The sequence below is a fragment of the Trichocoleus sp. DQ-A1 genome (assembly GCF_039961955.1).
In the GTDB taxonomy this organism is placed as follows: domain Bacteria; phylum Cyanobacteriota; class Cyanobacteriia; order Cyanobacteriales; family FACHB-T130; genus FACHB-T130.
On record NZ_JAMPKE010000008.1, the window covers coordinates 125,234 to 142,359 of the forward strand.

General features: G+C 47.8%; 20 protein-coding genes. 6 read left to right on the forward strand and 14 right to left on the reverse strand.

Going from position 1 to position 17,126, the window contains the following annotated elements:
* Window positions 1-23 precede the first annotated feature (23 nt).
* Window positions 24-1,100, reverse strand: a complete 1,077-nt coding sequence (gene ribD, locus NDI33_RS10535) for a bifunctional diaminohydroxyphosphoribosylaminopyrimidine deaminase/5-amino-6-(5-phosphoribosylamino)uracil reductase RibD (protein WP_347275839.1) — start codon at window positions 1,098-1,100, stop codon at window positions 24-26.
* Between the two features lie 480 nt (window positions 1,101-1,580).
* Here ribD and NDI33_RS10540 point away from each other — a divergent pair, with 480 nt between their 5' ends.
* Complete coding sequence (locus NDI33_RS10540) at window positions 1,581-2,393, forward strand: HAD family hydrolase (protein WP_190414889.1); 813 nt, start codon at window positions 1,581-1,583, stop codon at window positions 2,391-2,393.
* A 47-nt stretch (window positions 2,394-2,440) separates the two neighbouring features.
* Here the strand turns inward: NDI33_RS10540 and mreD are convergent, their stop codons facing one another.
* The 3 genes from mreD to NDI33_RS10555 all read right to left on the reverse strand — a co-directional run bounded on the left by mreD (window position 2,441) and on the right by NDI33_RS10555 (window position 4,978).
* Entirely contained in the window at window positions 2,441-2,992 is a 552-nt protein-coding gene (gene mreD / locus NDI33_RS10545; protein WP_190672267.1) for a rod shape-determining protein MreD, read from the reverse strand.
* A gap of 118 nt (window positions 2,993-3,110) precedes the next feature.
* Window positions 3,111-3,845, reverse strand: coding sequence for a rod shape-determining protein MreC (gene mreC / locus NDI33_RS10550; RefSeq protein ID WP_190414887.1), 735 nt, complete (start codon window positions 3,843-3,845; stop codon window positions 3,111-3,113).
* Between the two features lie 125 nt (window positions 3,846-3,970).
* Window positions 3,971-4,978 (reverse strand): rod shape-determining protein, encoded by a 1,008-nt coding sequence (locus NDI33_RS10555; protein ID WP_190414886.1) that lies wholly within the window; start codon window positions 4,976-4,978, stop codon window positions 3,971-3,973.
* Between the two features lie 297 nt (window positions 4,979-5,275).
* Here NDI33_RS10555 and NDI33_RS10560 point away from each other — a divergent pair, with 297 nt between their 5' ends.
* A complete protein-coding gene (locus tag NDI33_RS10560) occupies window positions 5,276-5,638 on the forward strand; it encodes a single-stranded DNA-binding protein (RefSeq protein WP_190414885.1) in 363 nt (120 codons plus the stop codon).
* A gap of 128 nt (window positions 5,639-5,766) precedes the next feature.
* Here the strand turns inward: NDI33_RS10560 and NDI33_RS10565 are convergent, their stop codons facing one another.
* The 9 genes from NDI33_RS10565 to arsM all read right to left on the reverse strand — a co-directional run bounded on the left by NDI33_RS10565 (window position 5,767) and on the right by arsM (window position 12,501).
* On the reverse strand, window positions 5,767-6,384 hold the full coding sequence (locus tag NDI33_RS10565) for a hypothetical protein (protein ID WP_190672270.1): 618 nt from the start codon (window positions 6,382-6,384) through the stop codon (window positions 5,767-5,769).
* 121 nt (window positions 6,385-6,505) lie between these two features.
* Complete coding sequence (locus NDI33_RS10570) at window positions 6,506-6,634, reverse strand: hypothetical protein (RefSeq protein ID WP_277878437.1); 129 nt, start codon at window positions 6,632-6,634, stop codon at window positions 6,506-6,508.
* 20 nt (window positions 6,635-6,654) lie between these two features.
* Entirely contained in the window at window positions 6,655-7,374 is a 720-nt protein-coding gene (locus NDI33_RS10575; protein WP_348245638.1) for a TVP38/TMEM64 family protein, read from the reverse strand.
* Between the two features lie 85 nt (window positions 7,375-7,459).
* The gene (arsS, locus tag NDI33_RS10580) at window positions 7,460-8,461 is read right to left on the reverse strand and encodes an arsenosugar biosynthesis radical SAM (seleno)protein ArsS (RefSeq protein WP_190672273.1); all 1,002 of its coding nucleotides are present in this window, start codon (window positions 8,459-8,461) and stop codon (window positions 7,460-7,462) included.
* A gap of 758 nt (window positions 8,462-9,219) precedes the next feature.
* Window positions 9,220-9,846, reverse strand: coding sequence for an arsenical resistance protein ArsH (gene arsH, locus NDI33_RS10585; RefSeq protein ID WP_190438244.1), 627 nt, complete (start codon window positions 9,844-9,846; stop codon window positions 9,220-9,222).
* A 72-nt stretch (window positions 9,847-9,918) separates the two neighbouring features.
* Window positions 9,919-10,332: an arsenate reductase, glutathione/glutaredoxin type gene (arsC, locus tag NDI33_RS10590; RefSeq protein ID WP_190672276.1), complete on the reverse strand. Its 414-nt coding sequence runs from the start codon at window positions 10,330-10,332 to the stop codon at window positions 9,919-9,921.
* A 13-nt stretch (window positions 10,333-10,345) separates the two neighbouring features.
* Window positions 10,346-11,062, reverse strand: coding sequence for an MIP/aquaporin family protein (locus NDI33_RS10595; protein WP_242029176.1), 717 nt, complete (start codon window positions 11,060-11,062; stop codon window positions 10,346-10,348).
* A gap of 87 nt (window positions 11,063-11,149) precedes the next feature.
* A complete protein-coding gene (locus tag NDI33_RS10600) occupies window positions 11,150-11,473 on the reverse strand; it encodes a metalloregulator ArsR/SmtB family transcription factor (protein ID WP_190414878.1) in 324 nt (107 codons plus the stop codon).
* A gap of 59 nt (window positions 11,474-11,532) precedes the next feature.
* Window positions 11,533-12,501, reverse strand: coding sequence for an arsenosugar biosynthesis arsenite methyltransferase ArsM (arsM, locus tag NDI33_RS10605; protein WP_190672279.1), 969 nt, complete (start codon window positions 12,499-12,501; stop codon window positions 11,533-11,535).
* 191 nt (window positions 12,502-12,692) lie between these two features.
* Here arsM and NDI33_RS10610 point away from each other — a divergent pair, with 191 nt between their 5' ends.
* From NDI33_RS10610 to NDI33_RS10620, 3 genes are all read left to right on the forward strand, one after another.
* Entirely contained in the window at window positions 12,693-13,028 is a 336-nt protein-coding gene (locus tag NDI33_RS10610) for a (2Fe-2S) ferredoxin domain-containing protein (RefSeq protein ID WP_242029147.1), read from the forward strand.
* Window positions 13,029-13,222: 194 nt separating this feature from the next.
* Window positions 13,223-14,197, forward strand: a complete 975-nt coding sequence (locus tag NDI33_RS10615) for a M48 family metallopeptidase (protein ID WP_190529107.1) — start codon at window positions 13,223-13,225, stop codon at window positions 14,195-14,197.
* A 227-nt stretch (window positions 14,198-14,424) separates the two neighbouring features.
* Window positions 14,425-15,714: a hypothetical protein gene (locus NDI33_RS10620; RefSeq protein ID WP_242032988.1), complete on the forward strand. Its 1,290-nt coding sequence runs from the start codon at window positions 14,425-14,427 to the stop codon at window positions 15,712-15,714.
* Window positions 15,715-15,838: 124 nt separating this feature from the next.
* Here the strand turns inward: NDI33_RS10620 and NDI33_RS10625 are convergent, their stop codons facing one another.
* The gene (locus tag NDI33_RS10625) at window positions 15,839-16,843 is read right to left on the reverse strand and encodes a lysylphosphatidylglycerol synthase domain-containing protein (RefSeq protein WP_190672285.1); all 1,005 of its coding nucleotides are present in this window, start codon (window positions 16,841-16,843) and stop codon (window positions 15,839-15,841) included.
* A 90-nt stretch (window positions 16,844-16,933) separates the two neighbouring features.
* Between NDI33_RS10625 and NDI33_RS10630 the strand changes: the two genes are divergently transcribed.
* Window positions 16,934-17,104, forward strand: coding sequence for a hypothetical protein (locus NDI33_RS10630; protein ID WP_190430270.1), 171 nt, complete (start codon window positions 16,934-16,936; stop codon window positions 17,102-17,104).
* Window positions 17,105-17,126: the final 22 nt, after the last annotated feature.

Consider the following 17,126-nt stretch of genomic DNA (forward strand, 5'->3'; position numbering starts at 1 on the left):
CACGAATGACCAATAACCACTGACTACTGACTACTGACTGCTAAGGGTAAATAACCTTCAACCAGGCAATCTGAGCCGACAGCTCGCCAACGGACGCGCTCTAGAGTGAGTGCATCTGTCATGCTTGCAAACCCCAAATCCCCAACAGGAGAAGGAGCCAACCTGCCGCCGACAATTTTGGGAGCAATGAAGGCCAGAATTTTTTGCACTGTCCCTTCTGCGATCGCACTTGCTGCTAACGTGCCGCCACATTCCCACAGCACGCCCGATAATCCACGCTCATATAAGTACGTCATTGCCTTCGTCGGTGTCAGTGGAGTCAGCTCCACTACCATCACACCCTTTTTCAGCAGCATCTGCTGAAAATCCGGATTAGCTCCCACCTCTGTTAACACTAAAGTGGGAGCCTCCGCTGTCTCCCACACATGAGCCTCTACGGGCAAATCCAGCGTGCGACTCATAACGACGCGCAAGGGATTGTGTGCCTCTGTCTGATGGCTGGTCAAGTGGGGATTATCCAGACGCACCGTATTGCCGCCCACGATCACCGCATCACACGCCACCCGCATTCGATGTACCTCATTGCGGGCATCAGGGCTGGTGATCCAGGCGCTGTGTCCGGTCGTTGTAGCAATTTTGCCATCCAAAGTCATGGCGTATTTTAAAATGCCGAACGGACGCCGGTAGAGAATGCGATGGATAAAAGCCTCATTCAGCTGCCGACAGGCGTCTTCTTCCACGCCCACCACAACTTCGATTCCTGCTGCTCGTAACCGCTCAATCCCGCCTCCCGACACGCGCGGATCGGGGTCTACCATGCCCACCACCACCTTGCTCACCCCTGCGGCTACCAACGCTTCCGAACAGGGAGGCGTCCGTCCGTAGTGGTTACAAGGTTCCAGATTGACATAAATTGTGGCTCCTTTGGCTCGTTCACCGGCGTCTCGCAGCGCAAAGACTTCTGCATGGGGATGACCGGCACCGGGATGAAACCCTTCCCCCACAATCTGCCCATCCTGGACAATGACAGAACCCACTAGGGGATTGGGCGCGGTTTGTCCTAAGGCGCGACGGGCTAGTTCTATACACCGCTGCATCATCGCGCGGTCGAAGGAGGTAAAAGGGGACTCCTGTTGGGGTGCATCCGATTGGGTGTTTGCGGAAAAGTTGTCCATGAGTTTGCTGCTGTCCTGGCTACACCTGAGTGTAATAGCCAGCCTACTTTAGCAGCAGCAGGCTTAGGGAGGGATGCTAGGTGGATTATCCCTGCAAAAAAAGAGGATCGCGTGTTTACCTGTGAAGAGCGGAATATTAGGAGATCGTATGAGCCGATAAGCACCGTTTCATGGTGCTTCACTTTGAGGAATTCATCCGTCGGGGAACCAATCACTAAGTTTGCGATTACCCGCCTTCAAAAGTTATATTGATCTTCACCCCGATTTTCACCCCTATAGTTAGGCGATCGCTACATATCCCTATAAATAGGTCTAATATATTTTGATGGCTAAATCCCATGACAACTTATGTTGCACCTGTTAATGTAAATAAACGTATCAAAAAGTTCGGATTCGTAACGTCCTATGAACTGCTGCCCCGCCGCCTCAGATTTGCAACCACCTCAGCCCTACCGGGGTCAAGCCGCTGCCCCTCATTTACAAAAACTGACCGTGTTTTGCGACTTTGACGGCCCACTTGTGGACGTTTCCCACCGCTATTACAGTACCTATCAGCTAGGACTCGCTGATACTCAGGAGATATATCAGGAGCAAGGAGAAATCCTGCATCTTCAGGTATTGACTAAAGAGCAGTTCTGGCAAATGAAGCAAGATCGTGTCCCAGATGTGGAAATTGCAATGCGATCGGGCTTACAGGGTGAGCAAATTAATGTATTTTTGCAGCGTGTCGTCAGCATCGTCAATCAACCGGCGCTGTTACAGAAAGACAAAATGCAGCCAGGAGTGAACTGGGCGCTAGCATTGCTACATTCTCAGGGCATCAAGCTGGTGTTAGTGACGTTGCGATGTCAATCCCAAGCTCTGCAAATCCTGCAAAATCACGGTTTGGCTCGTTTGTTTAGTGGCATTTATGGGACTCAAGACAGCCATGCCGCCTATCAAAACTACGCTGAAGTGAAAACGCAACTTCTCACCACAGCGATCGCAGAACATTGTTCGCCTTGGCAAACTGCCGATGATTGTTGGATGGTCGGGGATACGGAAGCAGACATTTTAGCAGGACAAGCGCTTTCGATTCCCACCATCGCGCTGACTTGTGGCATTCGTAGCCCCCAAAGGTTGCGACAGTTCCAACCAACCCGCATTCATAGCGATTTACTTTCTGTTGCTCATTACCTGCTGGGAGTGAGTCATCACTCATTGGTCAATCGTCAATAGTCCTCACTCAATACTCAGAAGACTGAGTATTGACGATTGGCTAGAAACTACTTAGAAGACTGCCCTAACAGGTTTATCTGCTGCCACCAGCGATTTAGAGGATAGTAAACAACGGGTGCCCAAAGGCTGCTCAGGATGGCACTGGAGAGGGCAATGCGCTGGTGATATGTCCAAATTGCTCCCAGATCGCGATCTCCCTGTAGCGTGAACTGAAGGGCACTCACCGTCTCCGCCACAACCGCCATTCCAAAAACAATTAACGCTACCGAAATAAAATCTTCCTCAATATACCGCTGCTTTTGAATCCGAGCGGTCAACATTCCTACCAATGCTAAGCTAAGGGCATGACTGGGATCGGGAGATGTCATTCCATCTTGGATCAGTCCCAACACCAACCCAGCGATCGCACCCTGCAAAACGGTTCGCTTCAAACTCCAAGCAACCACCCAAATTAACAACCAGTTGGGGCCAATTCCCAACAATTCCATTCCCGGTAGGCGCAGTGGCAAGACCAATAAGCACAACAGGACAGAACCAATGGTTACTGCCCAGTTAAGCATTTGACGAGGCCAAGGTGACAAGTCAGATACATTGATCATGGGTCATGGGTCATGGGTCATGGGTCATCCGTGATTAGTCCTTAGTCCATCGTCTGTGGCTAATGACTAATCACTATTTACTATTGCTATTTCCTAATGACAGCTAACCGCTCATTCCTCATTTCGGGTACACAACCACCCATTCCAAGGAACTCATCGGTGCTGTCAACTCAATCACAGCTTCAGGAGCTGGAGTTTTGTCCAAATTTACAGATTCTATTCGCCCTATCGGCAACCCTGACGGAAAAAGTTTACTGACAGATGATGTTGCCACGACATCGCCCCGACGGACATCAGGAACTTTATCAAAAAACTGCATCACTGCTCGGTTAGAACCTTGTCCTCGAAGATAGCCCATATAACGGCTGCGGCTAATCGCAACCCCTACCCGGCTGCTGGGATCGCTGACCAGTAAGACCCGGCTGCTATGGGGAGTCACGTTGGTTACGCGACCGACCAAGCCACCCGTACCCATCACGATGAAATCTGCTTTGATACCGTCTTGACTTCCTCGACCGAGGGTTATCTGTTGCCACCAATGATCGGCGCTACGTCCCACAATCGGAGCGACTATCCCTGGCTGTTTTTTCTGTTTAACATAACCCAACAGCTCTTGTAACTTCTGATTTTGGCTTTCGAGTTCAACTAACCGCTCCTGTAGTTCCAGAACGCGGGCATTCTCGATGCGCTCTTGTGACGTGGGTTCCCCTTGAAAAGGACGAGTGAGCAACTGGTAAGTCTCATAAAGAGCAGCTCCCTGAGTCTCCCGAATCGCCCACGCACTTCCAATCGTTAGCCCAGCCAATATAACTTGTATTCCGTGCCGAACCCACCAGCGACGCAGTGTAAACATTTAGGTATCAGCGATTCGTCTTGAGTCCTTTAGTTTTTAGTCCTTGTCCCTAGTCTCTAGCCTTAGCCTTTAGTTCATCGTCTACTGCCGATGACTAATGACTAATGACTAACGACTAATGACTGCTACATCTGGCGCGATCGCCCGCTGAACACCCGCTCTAGCTGTTTGAAATTCTCCAACACCCGCCCGGTTCCCAGCACCACGCACGAGAGCGGATCTGCCGCTACGTGGGTGACAATGCCAGTTTCGTGGCTGATGAGCGTGTCCAGCCCCTTTAACAAAGCACCGCCGCCAGCCAGCATGATGCCCCGGTCGATAATATCGGCTGCGAGTTCGGGAGGCGTGCGCTCTAAGGTTCGCTTCACCGCATCCACAATTACTGAAAGCGGTTCAGACATACTTTCCCGAATTTCCGGTCCCTTGATGGTGACAGTGCGCGGCAAGCCAGAGAGCAGGTGCAAGCCTCGCACTTCCATGATGGCTTCTTCATCAAAACTGGTGGGGTAGGCAGAACCAATCTGAATCTTGATTTCTTCAGACGTGCGTTCCCCAATCACCAAGTTATGGACTTTTTTCATGTACTGCATGATGGCTTCCGAAAGCTCATCCCCAGCCACGCGCACCGATTCACTTAAAACCGTTCCTTGTAAAGAAAGCACGGCAACTTCTGTGGTGCCGCCACCAATATCAATGATCATGTTGCCCGTAGGCTCAGCCACTGGTAGTCCAGCGCCAATGGCAGCAGCGACCGGCTCATCTATCAAGTACACATCCCTGGCACCTGCCTGAGATGCTGCTTCCATAACGGCTCGTCGTTCTACGCCAGTGACACCCGAAGGAATGCCAATGACAACACGAGGTGAAACTAAGGCTCTTCCCTCATGTACTCGCTGAATAAAATGCTTAAGCATTAGCTCAGCGACATCGAAATCTGCAATGACACCATCGCGCAGGGGGCGCAGGGCCACCACATTGCCGGGAGTTCTTCCCAACATTTTTTTGGCATCTTCGCCCACGGCTAGCGGGGTTTTTGTGTCCATATCCATAGCAACCACAGAGGGTTCTTGGAGAACAATGCCTTTGCCGGACACATAAACCAGGGTGTTAGCAGTGCCCAGGTCGATACCCATGTCCCGGGATAAGGAAAAGCGACTGAAAAGACCCACTCGTTTCTACGCCCCCAAAATGAAATGCTGTTGTGTGAGATGGAATTCTAACGGAAATGGAACCGAGGTGGATTCTATTACGTTTTCTATCCAGAGTCTAGTCAGGTAGACGAATTTATCCAGTGAAAACGCCTCAAGGCCATTTCCAAGCATCATTCTGGTAGTTGAAGAGCAAATCAGGATAAAGTTGACTTGAGCCTACTATCTAAATTCGTTAAAGTATATTCACTGTAGTTCAGTACATTTGTACTAATCAATTTTATGAGCCTGAATGTTGTGAACTTGGTAGGTCGTGTGGGTACAGAGCCTGATGTCAAGTATTTCGAGTCAGGTAAGATTAAGTGCAATCTGACGCTGGCAGTAGATCGTCGAACTCGCAATAGCGACCAGCCTGACTGGTTTAACCTGGAACTGTGGGGGAAAACAGCGGAAGTCGCTGCGAACTACGTGAGAAAGGGTAGTTTGATAGGGGTACAAGGCTCCTTGAAAATAGAGACTTGGAGCGATAATAAGGCATCCAACCGATCTAAACCTGTTATTAAGGTGGATCGCCTAGATTTACTCGGTTCTAAACAGGATACAGACCCCAGTGCGGTAAATGGCTATAACGACACCGAATTTTAATTCGTTGCTAATTTTTAGCTGTTAACGACAAGCCATCAGTCCCCAGAGAACTGATGGCTAATTATTTTATTTGGGCGGGAAAGACGAAGAATCCCCAAATTTTTAACGTCCAAATCTTTAACGACAGTCTACCTCTTGGTGATTTGCACCGAGCCGCTGCTAGACGAGTTCAGATCGCCAAAGCCAGGGATATTCGTAATCAGGTTTTTGCCGTCCATCGTGACGCTACCCGATACTTCCGCAGTCCGATAAGAGCCAACATAGCGAGAGTGCGACATACCGCCCATCCACTGATAGTGAGAACTGCTGTGACCCCGGAATGTCTCGCCTGTTCCCGTCCAATTTAGCGCTACGTCAACAGTTTTGGCAGTCGTTGAGTCGGGATTCTCTGATGAATATTCGTCAACTTTGAAGGTGCCTTTCAAACTAGCTGAGCTGAGCTGGTTATTGGCGGTGAAGGTGACATTTGGAGCGTAACCGTAACCATAGGAATACTTGCCAGTACACCAATTCGAGTTCCAATAAGAGACGTTGGCTCCCTTCTCCGAAGTCGGTGCTCCTGGTGCGCTACGGCTGACGTTATCGGCAGCCCAAACACTGACACCGCTTGAGCTACAGTCGTCAGATTGGTAAAAAGAGGCGGAAGCGTTTTGCCCTTTGACCTGGAATTTCTCTGTAGTAGCAGCCATTGCTGGAAGGCTAAAGCTCAAAATAGTTAATAAAGCGCCAGAAATTGCCCGTTTCATCGGTTTGTCTCTTCCCTATTGCTATTTACGTAATCTTGCTAACTCTTCAGAACTGATTGGAGCTAATTAGGTTCCCAGCTAAGCAATTTTCCCAAGTTGTGCAAGAAGTTATCAGTTGATCTCATAACGGAATCAGTTGCCGTGCAGCGTCCGGCAGCAGTGGCGCTGCGATCGCTTCGTTCTTGGCATCAGCGGACTGCGAGTATCCGGCACAGCCGGTGAAAACAAAAATTAAGGGAAATAAAACCAAAAATTGGTTGAATTTATTCGTCAGTTAATGGGTTGCGTCTTTTTACGAGCCAAAATAGGCAATACACACAGGAGAGTTAAAAAACTGAGCGCTAGTAGCAAGGGCAAGCGATCGCCTCCCTGCAAAGCTTGCTCACCCGTAACTCCCACCCAAGCGTAAGCCAGCGTCCCTGGAATAATGCCGATAAACGTGCCAACTGAATAAGGTACCCAGCTGATAGGCGTGAGTCCCAACAAGAAATTAACCACCGTGAAGGGGGAGATTGGCGCAAAGCGGATCGCCAGCACAAAAGCCAGAGGCTGACGGGTCACGGCTTGATTGAACCGCATCAACGCTTGATGTTGACCAAATCGGCGTTCCGCCCAGTCGCGCAGCAGGTAGCGAGACGCCAAAAATGCGCCAATTGCCCCCAGCGTTGCGCCGATGACCGACCAAAGGCTTCCCCAGACGAAACCGAAAACCGCACCAGCCGCAACAGGAAACATAATTCCAGGGATGCCGATGGCGCTGGACAGGGCAAAAACCAGGATAAACAGGCAGACTGCCCAGCTACCGAATCTTTCCAACTGACTAACCAGGAAAGATTTATCCAACAAAAGTTTCAATGGGCTAAAGATACAGAGCATGATGCCGATCGAGAGTGCGATCGCTATCCACAAGGGGGGACTTTTGAGCGTTCTGACCCACTGGCTGTAAAATTTCGGCATCGGGGAAGCACTTTGGTTGGTCTTATTTCTCATCCGATAAAATCTAGGCAAAACTTTATTTTGCGAACAAACTTTGCCTTGACTGAGAAGAGGGAGAATCCCACTTTTTTTGCTAGTTTCAAATCAGGGCACCCCCACAGCTAGAACCACATCCAGCCGTGCAACCATAGCAGTAAGATGCAGTTTGTATTTCTTCAATAATGTCTAAGCTGCCAGCTTCCAAAAGCTTGGCAACTGTCAGCTTTTCACCATTGCGGGTTTTCGCAGGTAAATTTTCCATCTGGTTAAAGTCGCAATCGTAGACGTTTCCCAAATAGTCAATTGAGAGTTCATCCCGACACATTAAATGTTCAAGGGTGCTGCCATTGAAATTTGACTCCAGGAAGTTTAAATAAGGCTTGATTAATTTTCTGTGTTCTAAATGAAACTTAGTTCGCCCAATTGGTAAATTTGTAATCGTGAACAAGCTGTTAAAAACAATGTTGAAATGCTCTTTTAGATAAGCCTTGTAATCTTGTTCCAGATTTACCTGATTGGGGGTTAAAGAAAAATTTTCTGTAGCTGGAACTGGAGGGTTGTATACCAGATCGAGGATTAAGTTAGGGTCAAGACCATACCCTTGCTGGTTCAAACATTGCAGTGCCTGAATTGAGTCGTTATAGACCCCAGAACCGCGCATTTTATCAACATTGTCTTCCAGATAGCATGGCAAGGAAGCAACAATTCTCGTTTGGTGTTTGGCACAGTATTCTGGAAGAGTCTCAAACCCTTTTTCAAAATAAATGGTGAGGTTAGACCGCACAATCACTTGTTTACCTGCATCCCGTGCCGCCTCTACCAGGGGTTTAAAACCATAGTTCATTTCCGGGGCACCCCCTGTCAAGTCAACAATCTTGATTTGGGGAAATCTATAGATTAGTTCAATCAGCTGATTACAAACTTCTGGGGTTAGTTCTTCAGTTCGTTTTGGCCCTGCTTCTACATGACAGTGAGTACAGGCAAGGTTGCAGCGCTTCCCCAAATTGATTTGTAAAACGCTAATTTTACTTTTGGTTAAAGGGGCACCAATTTTTTCTTTAAAAGGTGTTACGGTTGAACGAGTTGATTCAAGATTAATCATGGGGTAGTCCTAAACAGGGAAACATGGTTATCGAAGGTCAGGTTGGTCATAACAATGTCAGCAGTAAAAATTCCCTGCCTAAACGATTGTTTGCCTCATCTTGATGAATATCTTGTAGAACCCGGAGAAGGCATAAGCGGCATGCAGAAAATTAGTTGCCGTAACGCCAGCAGACATTTTATGGAGAACCTTCTAATAAATTAGTACGCATACAACTCAATGTTGGATTGAGCAAGTCTAATTGCCGCTAATCTCCTAAAAAGAAGTGACAAAAACACTGTTTTATGGTATTAAATTTTTAAGTACAACTTTAAGCACTGCTGCTGTCGCAGTAGATGCTAGCATAAGTGCCAGGATTTTTTTGTTCTGATTTTTTCTGAAATACAGCGATACTCTGATAACTCATCGTCCTATCCTAATCATTGGCTGTAGCTCAGTACATTGACCCTCGGCAAGATGCGTCGGCTGTTGCCGAACTTGCCCAAAAGATAGAGGGACGTAACTTTATACCCTCGTGTGACTAAAACTACAACGGTCTGGGATTAAGCTTAGATATTATTAAAACTTGGCAAGCTGAGTATCAGTTGAGAACAATCTTAGAAGTGGTATATAGCGGTTCTCACGCTTAGTGCCATATACACACTCGTAACCCACCCCCGACCCCTCGACCTCTACGGAAGGGGAATATTGAACCCCGCCCCGCGAACGGGGCGGGGCTAGGGTCTTTCAAGGGTAGGTTTTTAAAAAGCGAGGTGTCGTTATAACCTCGGCTGAGTCGCTGCTTTTTCCTTGCGTTCGCTGTAGCGATCCGTCAGGTAGTCTACTTGATCTCGGAGTAGTAGCGTAAACTTGTAAAGTTCTTCCATTACGTCGATAACGCGATCGCGATATGCGGAATCCTTCATCGTTCCGTCTTCGTTAAACTCGTTGTACGCTTTAGCAACGGAAGACTGATTGGGGATGGTAAACATCCGCATCCAGCGTCCCAAGATTCGCATAGTATTGACGGCATTAAACGACTGAGAACCACCGCTGACCTGCATGACTGCCAAAGTTCTACCTTGAGTCGGTCTTACTGCCCCTAAAGTTAGAGGAATCCAGTCGATTTGGTTTTTCAGAATGCCGGTAATATTCCCGTGCATCTCTGGACTAGACCAAACTTGACCCTCAGACCACAAGCTTAAATTCCGCAATTCTTGAACCTTCGGATGGTCAGCCTCTACGCTACCGTGAATCGGCAATTCACGCGGGTCAAAGAATTTGGTTTCTGCACCAAAACCTTCGATGATTCTGGCGGCTTCTTCTGCTAATAAACGGCTGTAAGAACGCTCTCTTAAAGAGCCATACAAGAATAAAATTCTGGGTGGATGCTCGAAAGTTGTCATGAGAAGGATAACTTTTGCTCAAGAACCTGCTGAATTGGTTGCTCTATCGGTGTTTGGTTTGTCATTGAAACCTTATCCAACAGGTGTCGCTTCTTCTTTGAGCGATTTAATGAGTTTAGTCACCCGTTCTTTTATCTGATCGCGCACTCTGGGGAAAATTTCAGGCTGTTCAGCCGGATCGTCAAGCTGCCAATCCTCAAATACTTCCCGAAGTACCCAATCTGTCGGCAGATTAACTCCACAACCGCACAGGGAAATTACCACATCAAAGTCTTCAGCCTTGAAGTCGCTAAGGGGTTTCGAGTGTTGATTGGTAATGTCAATGCCGATTTCTTTCATGGTAGCGATCGCTTCCGGTCTAACCTGAGAGGCTTCTAATCCAGAGCTAATCACTTCAATTTCTCCCTTACCCAGTGTTTTTGCAAAGCCTTCTGCCATTTGGGAACGGGCAGAATTTTTCTTGCAAACAAACATCACTCGTTTCATCAGGTTTTCTCCCTTACTTAATGTCCCGAAATCCGTTGGAAAGTTGGCTGTAAATCAACACGGCTAATTGCGCCCCTAAGATGGGTGCAACCCAATAAACCCAGTGGTGCTGCCAAATGCCGCCCACTAAAGCGGGGCCGAGCGATCGCGCTGGATTCATACTGGCTCCAGTAATTGGCCCCATAAACGCTGCCTCTAGCCCCACCGTCAAGCCAATCGCCAACCCCGCAAAGCCAATCGGGGCGCGGCGATCGAGACCAGAACCAAAAATCACAAACATTAAAATAAAGGTGAGAACCGTTTCCAGCACCAGGGATTGCAGCCAATTCCCTTCTAGCGGCACCGTCGCACCCAGATTGCCAACGCGCCCTAAAGCCATCCAGAGTAAAGCTGAGGCGGCAATTGCTCCTAAAGACTGCGCCAAGATGTAGGGCAATACTTGGCGTTTCGGAAAAAAGCCGCTTGTCCAGAAAGCCAGCGTTACGGCTGGGTTAAAGTGAGCGCCGCTAATGTGTCCCAAGGCGTAAATTAAAGCGGCAACAACTGCGCCAAACACAAAGCTGATGCCGAGATGAGTCACCGCCCCATCGCTAATTTGGTTTACCATCACGGCACCCGTACCGGCAAACACCAGGATGAATGTACCCACTCCCTCAGCGATCGCTTGTTGCTTGCAAGATTGGAAAACTGAGTTCCAACGCGCCATCCGCGACACTGATTTCACGACCATCCCCAGCACCAAAGAATTTTCTGCAACTTATATTTCAAAAAAAATTGATGCATTAAGCATATTTCAAAAAAAATTGATGTGTCAAGCCTAGTCTTTACAGGGAAGCGCTGATAAGAGCGGGCTGAAGCGACTGTACTCTGCCAAATACTGCTCCAAAACAACAAATTGAGGCAGATTGAGGCTGTAGTAAATCCAGCGTCCTTCCTGTCGGGAGCAAACTAAAGCGGCTTCTTTGAGAGTTTTTAGGTGAAAGGAAAGTTTAGACTGAGTGACCCCCAACTGTTCGCAGAGTTCGCAGACGCAGCGCTCTTGTTCGCGGAGCAGCTCTAACACTTGAATCCGTAGGGGGTCAGACAGGGCATGAAAGCCAGAAGAAACGGAAGGAGGTGCGATCGCAGGTAGTTTAGCCATCAAGTTTTATTGAAGAATCTCTTCAGCTATCCTATCCAAGCACCCAGCAAATTCGTCACTTAACAGCAACCGCCGCCCGTATAGTACCAGGTTGAATCAGTAATCAGGATGTCTTTTGGCATCAATGCACCAAGCTTCCCTGCTGTCTTATCGCACACTGCGGCTGGTAAACCTCGTGGGAGGATATGCCCGTTCGAGTCATCAAAAAACTCTTCGGTGCCGATGTAAATCGCCGTTTTGCCAGTAAAAATACAAGCACCATCTTCAGGAATTGCCACTTTAAAAGAAACAGAATCCAAACTTTCTAATAGCAATGGTTCCTGCAACCCGTAGCTAGCGCAATCCAGCAGTCGGTAAGGACGCCGCGCTCGAATTTCTATCTGCCCAAATCCAGCATCAATAAGATGCTGAGTATATTGCTCGTAAGTTAAAGCACCTGACAGACACATTGCCCGTAACCGTTCATCCTGCCGCAGATGTGGTGGGATGGGACGAGTGGCGATCGGGTCGCTCATCAGTAGACGACCCCCTGGTTTTAACACCCGGAAGGCTTCTTGAAGCGCCCGATGCAGGTCAGCGGGTTCAAAGATATTAAATAGACAATTCTGCGCCACCACATCTACAGAGGCGTCTGGCACCGGCAGGGAGAAGGCATCCCCTTCCCGAATCTCCACAAAACTGGGGTCAAACCAGGAATTTTCTTGGGCAGCGATCGCTAAGTTCCGAGTCGCTGCCTCGCGCATCGCCGCCACTGGATCGACGGCAATCACCCCACCCGGACGGCGAGAAAAATAAGCAAATTGCAGCGCTTCCAAACCACCGCCAACGCCGACATATAGCACCGTCGGGTCATTAGCGAGTTCAGCGGCATGGACGGTAGTACCGCAACCGTAGTTCATCTCCTGCATCTGAGGCGAAATTTTTAGTCCTGGCAGTTGCAGGGGACTGCTTTGGACACAACAAAGTCCGACTTGTGGCGTCTGCGCTACTTCACTATAAAACTCAGCAGCAGTTTCGAGATAGCTCACTCAAATATTCTCCTAGATTGGCGTTGCGACTTTTTAGCAAATTGCTAAAAATACTCTGATTCCAATCTATAAGGCTATCAAATCCCTAATAAATGAGCATTGCCTGAAAAAGGACTCTCCGCAGCGCTACCAACTTTTCCCCTGGTCTGCTAAGGCGAAGTTAACATAGAGCCATAGGAATTTATACTGTGCTGGACTCAAAAGTGGAAACTGGTTCGCAAGAAAAGTGTTTGGAGCAAGATCGGCGTTGCGTCATCGTTTGCCAGTACCGTTCCTGTTTGGTAAATGGAAGCGCAGAGGTACTTGCCGCTTTTGAGAGTGCTGATATTCCCGGAGTCATAGTGACGGGGAGCGGTTGCCAGGGACAGTGCAGCTGTGGTCCTACAGTGCGAATTGTCCCGGAAGAAACTTGGTACTGCCGAGTTCAACCCAGCGATGTCCAGACGATCGTTGAACAACATTTACAAAAAGGGGAACCAATAGAAGCAAAGCTGAATCCCAGAATTCACATGAGAATCAGTTTTTGAAGTGATTTTCACTCCGATAACTGCCGCCGTGTCAAGTTTTCTCAGATGTAGGTTGGTTACTTGCTTAAATCAAGCAGTTTTTGTGGCAGTTTAACGACACGGCGATCGCGCATCCCTGTGATGTAGATCAAAAGCCGCTCGTTGTATTTCTAGGCTTTAATAGTTCAGTAGAACGCTGTATAAGGCTCATCAATATGCCTACTTATACCGGAATTTCCAGTGAAGCTTTTAGACATCCCCTCGACCGACAAGCCGAGCAAGCCTTACGCAGCGTGCCTGGATTTGATATGGTTGCCCGTAAATTTGTGGAATTTGCCTCTGAGCGTCCCCAGTTTGTCTACCACATGGGCAATAGCATTCAGGTCGGGCCGCGTCAGTATGCTAGCATCTATGGCATTTTCCGGGAATGCTTGCGCGATCTGGACGTTTACCCAGAACCAACGCTTTTCGTTTCCCAAGCGCCTTGGGTTAATGCCAGCGCCCTCGGACAAGAACGCCCTTATGTGATCCTGAACTCTGGACTTTTAGACCTGCTCAACGAAGCGGAACTTCGGGCAGTCATTGCACATGAATTAGGACATATTAAATGCGGTCACACGACCCTACGTCAGATGGCGGTTTGGGCTTTGCAAGCTGTCAATTTTATCGGGAACGCGACCTTTGGCTTCAGCACTTTGGTCAGTACCGGCTTGGTTTTGGCATTTATTGAATGGAGCCGTAAAGCCGAATTATCAGCAGATCGAGCCGCTTTCCTGGTGACAGACGACCTGAATCCGGTGATGCACTTAATGATGAAATTTGCTGGTGGCAGCGCCCGTTATGCCAATGAAGTAAATTTAGATGAATTTATTCGTCAATCGCAAAAATATCAGGAATTGGACGAAGACGGGTTGAATCAAGTCTACAAGTTCTTACTTTACAATAACTTTACTCAAGGTTGGTTTACGACCCATCCCTTTACGGTCGATCGCCTTCACCACTTGCAGGAGTGGGCAAACTCAGAGGAATATCGTCACATTCGCCGGGGCAATTACCAACGTTCCTCTGCACAGGGCGCGGTGAATGTCCCATCAGAAACAGCCGTTAATGAGGTGGATGCGCTACAGCGTCAAATTGAGGAATTGCAAGAACAAATTAACCGTCTCCGGTCTGAATCAGAAGATCCTTAGCGGTTGAGAGCAAGTTCCCCAAGCGTATGTATTTTCAAGGATTGCTATGGGCAGTCAAGTCAAGTACTATACACTGCAATTAGCATTGACGCTGGGTGCCATCTACTTTCGCTCTTCACACTCTAAGGAAGGACTCAATAGTCCTAATTAATGGAATGGTCAGGGACATTCTATCAGATGGATATCAGGCCGAGTTTCGTGTCATTTCCAACCAGCCAGACCGAGATATGATCTATCGTTTTTTGGTGGACATTGTTCAGCAATGGCCTCCAGAAGCCGTTCTGCAAGAATTTAAGCAGTTATTTATTTATTACAGTCCTAATGCTGTTAATACCAACGCGATCAAAGCGCTTTCAGACATTATCTTTGCGAATGATGAAGAAGAATTTAAGAACACCCTAAAGCGCTCTTGTTATATCCTCATCAATAATTGGGAAACGACGCGAAGCTATAAAGCAATTAAAGAATTAGTTTTAGTATTTAGCGATTTAAATATTAGCAAGTCAACCTTGTCTCCAAGTTTAAGTAAGTTGAGACTTTGGCTTGTAAATTTTATTAAAAGCCAAGACTATCAAGATTTAAAGATATTTGCCGCTAGATACGAAGAACATGAAGCAACCCATTGGAGCCATCGTTATACTTCTTATCTGTTAGTTCCTCAATATGCGAATCTCTCAAACCCCGTCGAACAGCGGGAAGCCGCCAGAGCATTGTCGCAAGAACTGAAAGATCGCTTTAAGTTTGAGCTAGCAATGTATACCACGCGATCGCAGTCGGCGATGCCTAGAGAAATTTTGCCTAAAAACCCGACTGGTTTAGGGGATGAGGTACTGCGTCTGATCAAGACGATTGTTGCGAAACGGGGGCCATTTAGCTATACAAATCTGGCAAATATTTTTCTTCAACAAACTCAAGGACTTGTCTACAAAAACTTTAAGCATAGTCTACAAAAGTATTTAATTTTTTCTGTGGAAAACAGAAAATTTGTAGAGGTCTTGAAAACAAAATTAGAAGAAAAGCTAGATGTTGTATATGAAAATCATCATGATGAGACTCTGGATGATGCTCTGTTGTTAAGAACCTGTAATCGGGTAATCGAATATTTAACGACTGAAAATCATCGGGAACCTTCGCCTCTATTTATTTTATTGATGTCGCAAGGGCATCCTTTGACTTTAGTAATCGTACTGCTGAAAATTTTATTAATTTGTAAAAATGTTCGCACCCATTTAGAAACTTGCATTGCTGAACTAATCAAATACTATATGCACTATCCGGAAGAGGATTGCAAGTGGGTAGTGAATTTCTTTGAAATATTTCATATAACCTTTGCTATCTATGGTGAAAACGTTCAATATAATTTGATCAAGATGAACGGAAATGGCACGAAGAAGCTGCCTAACGGGACGGCAGAGATGTATCGAGTTTTTTCTCAACTAAAGTTTGATAGCGATATCAAAGCTGCGACTTCTGCGATCGCCGAGGCGATGTCAGATCAAGGACTCGCAGAGGATTAGTTTTCTGGCTACCAGTTGAAAGCGGGACAGCGTCACTCCACTCCTAGCCTGTCCCCGTCAACGGAGAGGGGAGCATGAATTGAGAGGAGAATAAAAGTTGGGGCAACTGAAGTTGATAGCTGTTCTATTTATCCTTCAGCTCGCTCAAAGTTGCCAATCCAGCAGCGGCGGCTTCCGCTAAAATACTCACCAAGCGGAATAGGGCGACGACGCTGAGGAGAATGGCGGCAGAAAAATGTTGACCGAATAGAGCGATCGCTGTCGCTTCAAATACCCCGATTCCCCCAGGTGCGCCGGGAACAATCAAACCCAACAGCCATGACAAACTAAACCCACTCAGCAGCATTGGGATTTGATTGGGATTCACTGGTGTCAGCGCTAGCATGGCAAACAAAAACCCCGCGCCACGCAGTAACAAAAAGCCAATTTCTCCCAACAAAGGAAATAGAGGATAGCGCTCAAGTCGAAAAGAAGCTTCTGCCGCTTCTGTGGGGGGTTGAGAAGCTGAAGCAGAGATAGCATTTTCTTCTCCCCCACGCCCCTGCGCCCCTGCACCTCTTGCTTTCTTTCCCTTCAATTTACTTGCCAACTGCATCAACGGGTTCAAAATTCGGGGATGAACGCCCAGCAAAACCACACCCAGACCCAGAAGTTGTAAGGTTCTCGTCTGGGTATTCTGAGGGACACCTGCCCAACCCAACTGGCTACCTGCTAAGGCAACTAATAAAGCGGCAGCCGCCATCAGCAGGGGTTCGAGTAACACGCTGAGAGTCGCGGCACCGAAAGAACCCCCGTGGGATGTCACCGCCACGATGCGCCCGTAGTAGTGCCAGACATTCCCTGGTAAATATTTGGCAAGGTTGGTTTTCAGGTAAACTTGGAGCGCCCATCGAGGCTGAACGGGTTGCCGGAACGATTGCAAAATCCAACTCCAGACGAATCCAGACCAAGTATGAGCCAGTAAAGTGATCAAAAAGGCGATCGCTAGATTTGTCCATCCCGCACCAGTCATTCGGATGGCTGCGACTTCCCGCCAATTGTCTTTGAGAGCTTTTGCCAAAAAAAATAGCGTCCCGCCGAGAATCACCCAGCGCAAGTACGGCTTCAGGGATGACCAAATTTTTTTCATGACCTTTCACACTGGGTAGCGAGTTGAGGCAAATACCTCATCCTAGAGTATGAGAATACCAAAGTGAGAACGGTAGCGAGTCTGTAACTTTTGCCAGAGGGAGCGATCGCTCTTCTGTTTCTACACTTTGCAGACATTCGCGAACAATTTCCCAGCCAAGCTTGGCACATCTGGGATACGGATAACGATCCGCTACCTGATGGTGAGGCAAGTTTGATGTCAGCGATCGCGTTTGAGGCAGCGATGCCCAGACCCATCTGATGCTGAAAGATTGAGAAAAATC

Bases quoted from the DNA above. Each gene is read 5' to 3' on its own strand.
- arsS (WP_190672273.1), bottom strand. From the start codon at position 8,461: ATGATTAATCTTGAATCAACTCGTTCAACCGTAACACCTTTTAAAGAA.
- NDI33_RS10615 (WP_190529107.1), top strand. From the start codon at position 13,223: ATGCCTACTTATACCGGAATTTCCAGTGAAGCTTTTAGACATCCCCTC.
- NDI33_RS10600 (WP_190414878.1), bottom strand. From the start codon at position 11,473: ATGGCTAAACTACCTGCGATCGCACCTCCTTCCGTTTCTTCTGGCTTT.
- NDI33_RS10595 (WP_242029176.1), bottom strand. From the start codon at position 11,062: ATGGTCGTGAAATCAGTGTCGCGGATGGCGCGTTGGAACTCAGTTTTC.
- NDI33_RS10575 (WP_348245638.1), bottom strand. From the start codon at position 7,374: ATGAGAAATAAGACCAACCAAAGTGCTTCCCCGATGCCGAAATTTTAC.
- arsC (WP_190672276.1), bottom strand. From the start codon at position 10,332: ATGAAACGAGTGATGTTTGTTTGCAAGAAAAATTCTGCCCGTTCCCAA.
- mreD (WP_190672267.1), bottom strand. From the start codon at position 2,992: ATGATCAATGTATCTGACTTGTCACCTTGGCCTCGTCAAATGCTTAAC.
- NDI33_RS10555 (WP_190414886.1), bottom strand. From the start codon at position 4,978: ATGGGTATCGACCTGGGCACTGCTAACACCCTGGTTTATGTGTCCGGC.
- NDI33_RS10560 (WP_190414885.1), top strand. From the start codon at position 5,276: ATGAGCCTGAATGTTGTGAACTTGGTAGGTCGTGTGGGTACAGAGCCT.
- ribD (WP_347275839.1), bottom strand. From the start codon at position 1,100: ATGATGCAGCGGTGTATAGAACTAGCCCGTCGCGCCTTAGGACAAACC.
- NDI33_RS10540 (WP_190414889.1), top strand. From the start codon at position 1,581: ATGAACTGCTGCCCCGCCGCCTCAGATTTGCAACCACCTCAGCCCTAC.
- NDI33_RS10565 (WP_190672270.1), bottom strand. From the start codon at position 6,384: ATGAAACGGGCAATTTCTGGCGCTTTATTAACTATTTTGAGCTTTAGC.
- NDI33_RS10620 (WP_242032988.1), top strand. From the start codon at position 14,425: ATGATCTATCGTTTTTTGGTGGACATTGTTCAGCAATGGCCTCCAGAA.
- mreC (WP_190414887.1), bottom strand. From the start codon at position 3,845: ATGTTTACACTGCGTCGCTGGTGGGTTCGGCACGGAATACAAGTTATA.
- arsH (WP_190438244.1), bottom strand. From the start codon at position 9,846: ATGACAACTTTCGAGCATCCACCCAGAATTTTATTCTTGTATGGCTCT.
- NDI33_RS10625 (WP_190672285.1), bottom strand. From the start codon at position 16,843: ATGAAAAAAATTTGGTCATCCCTGAAGCCGTACTTGCGCTGGGTGATT.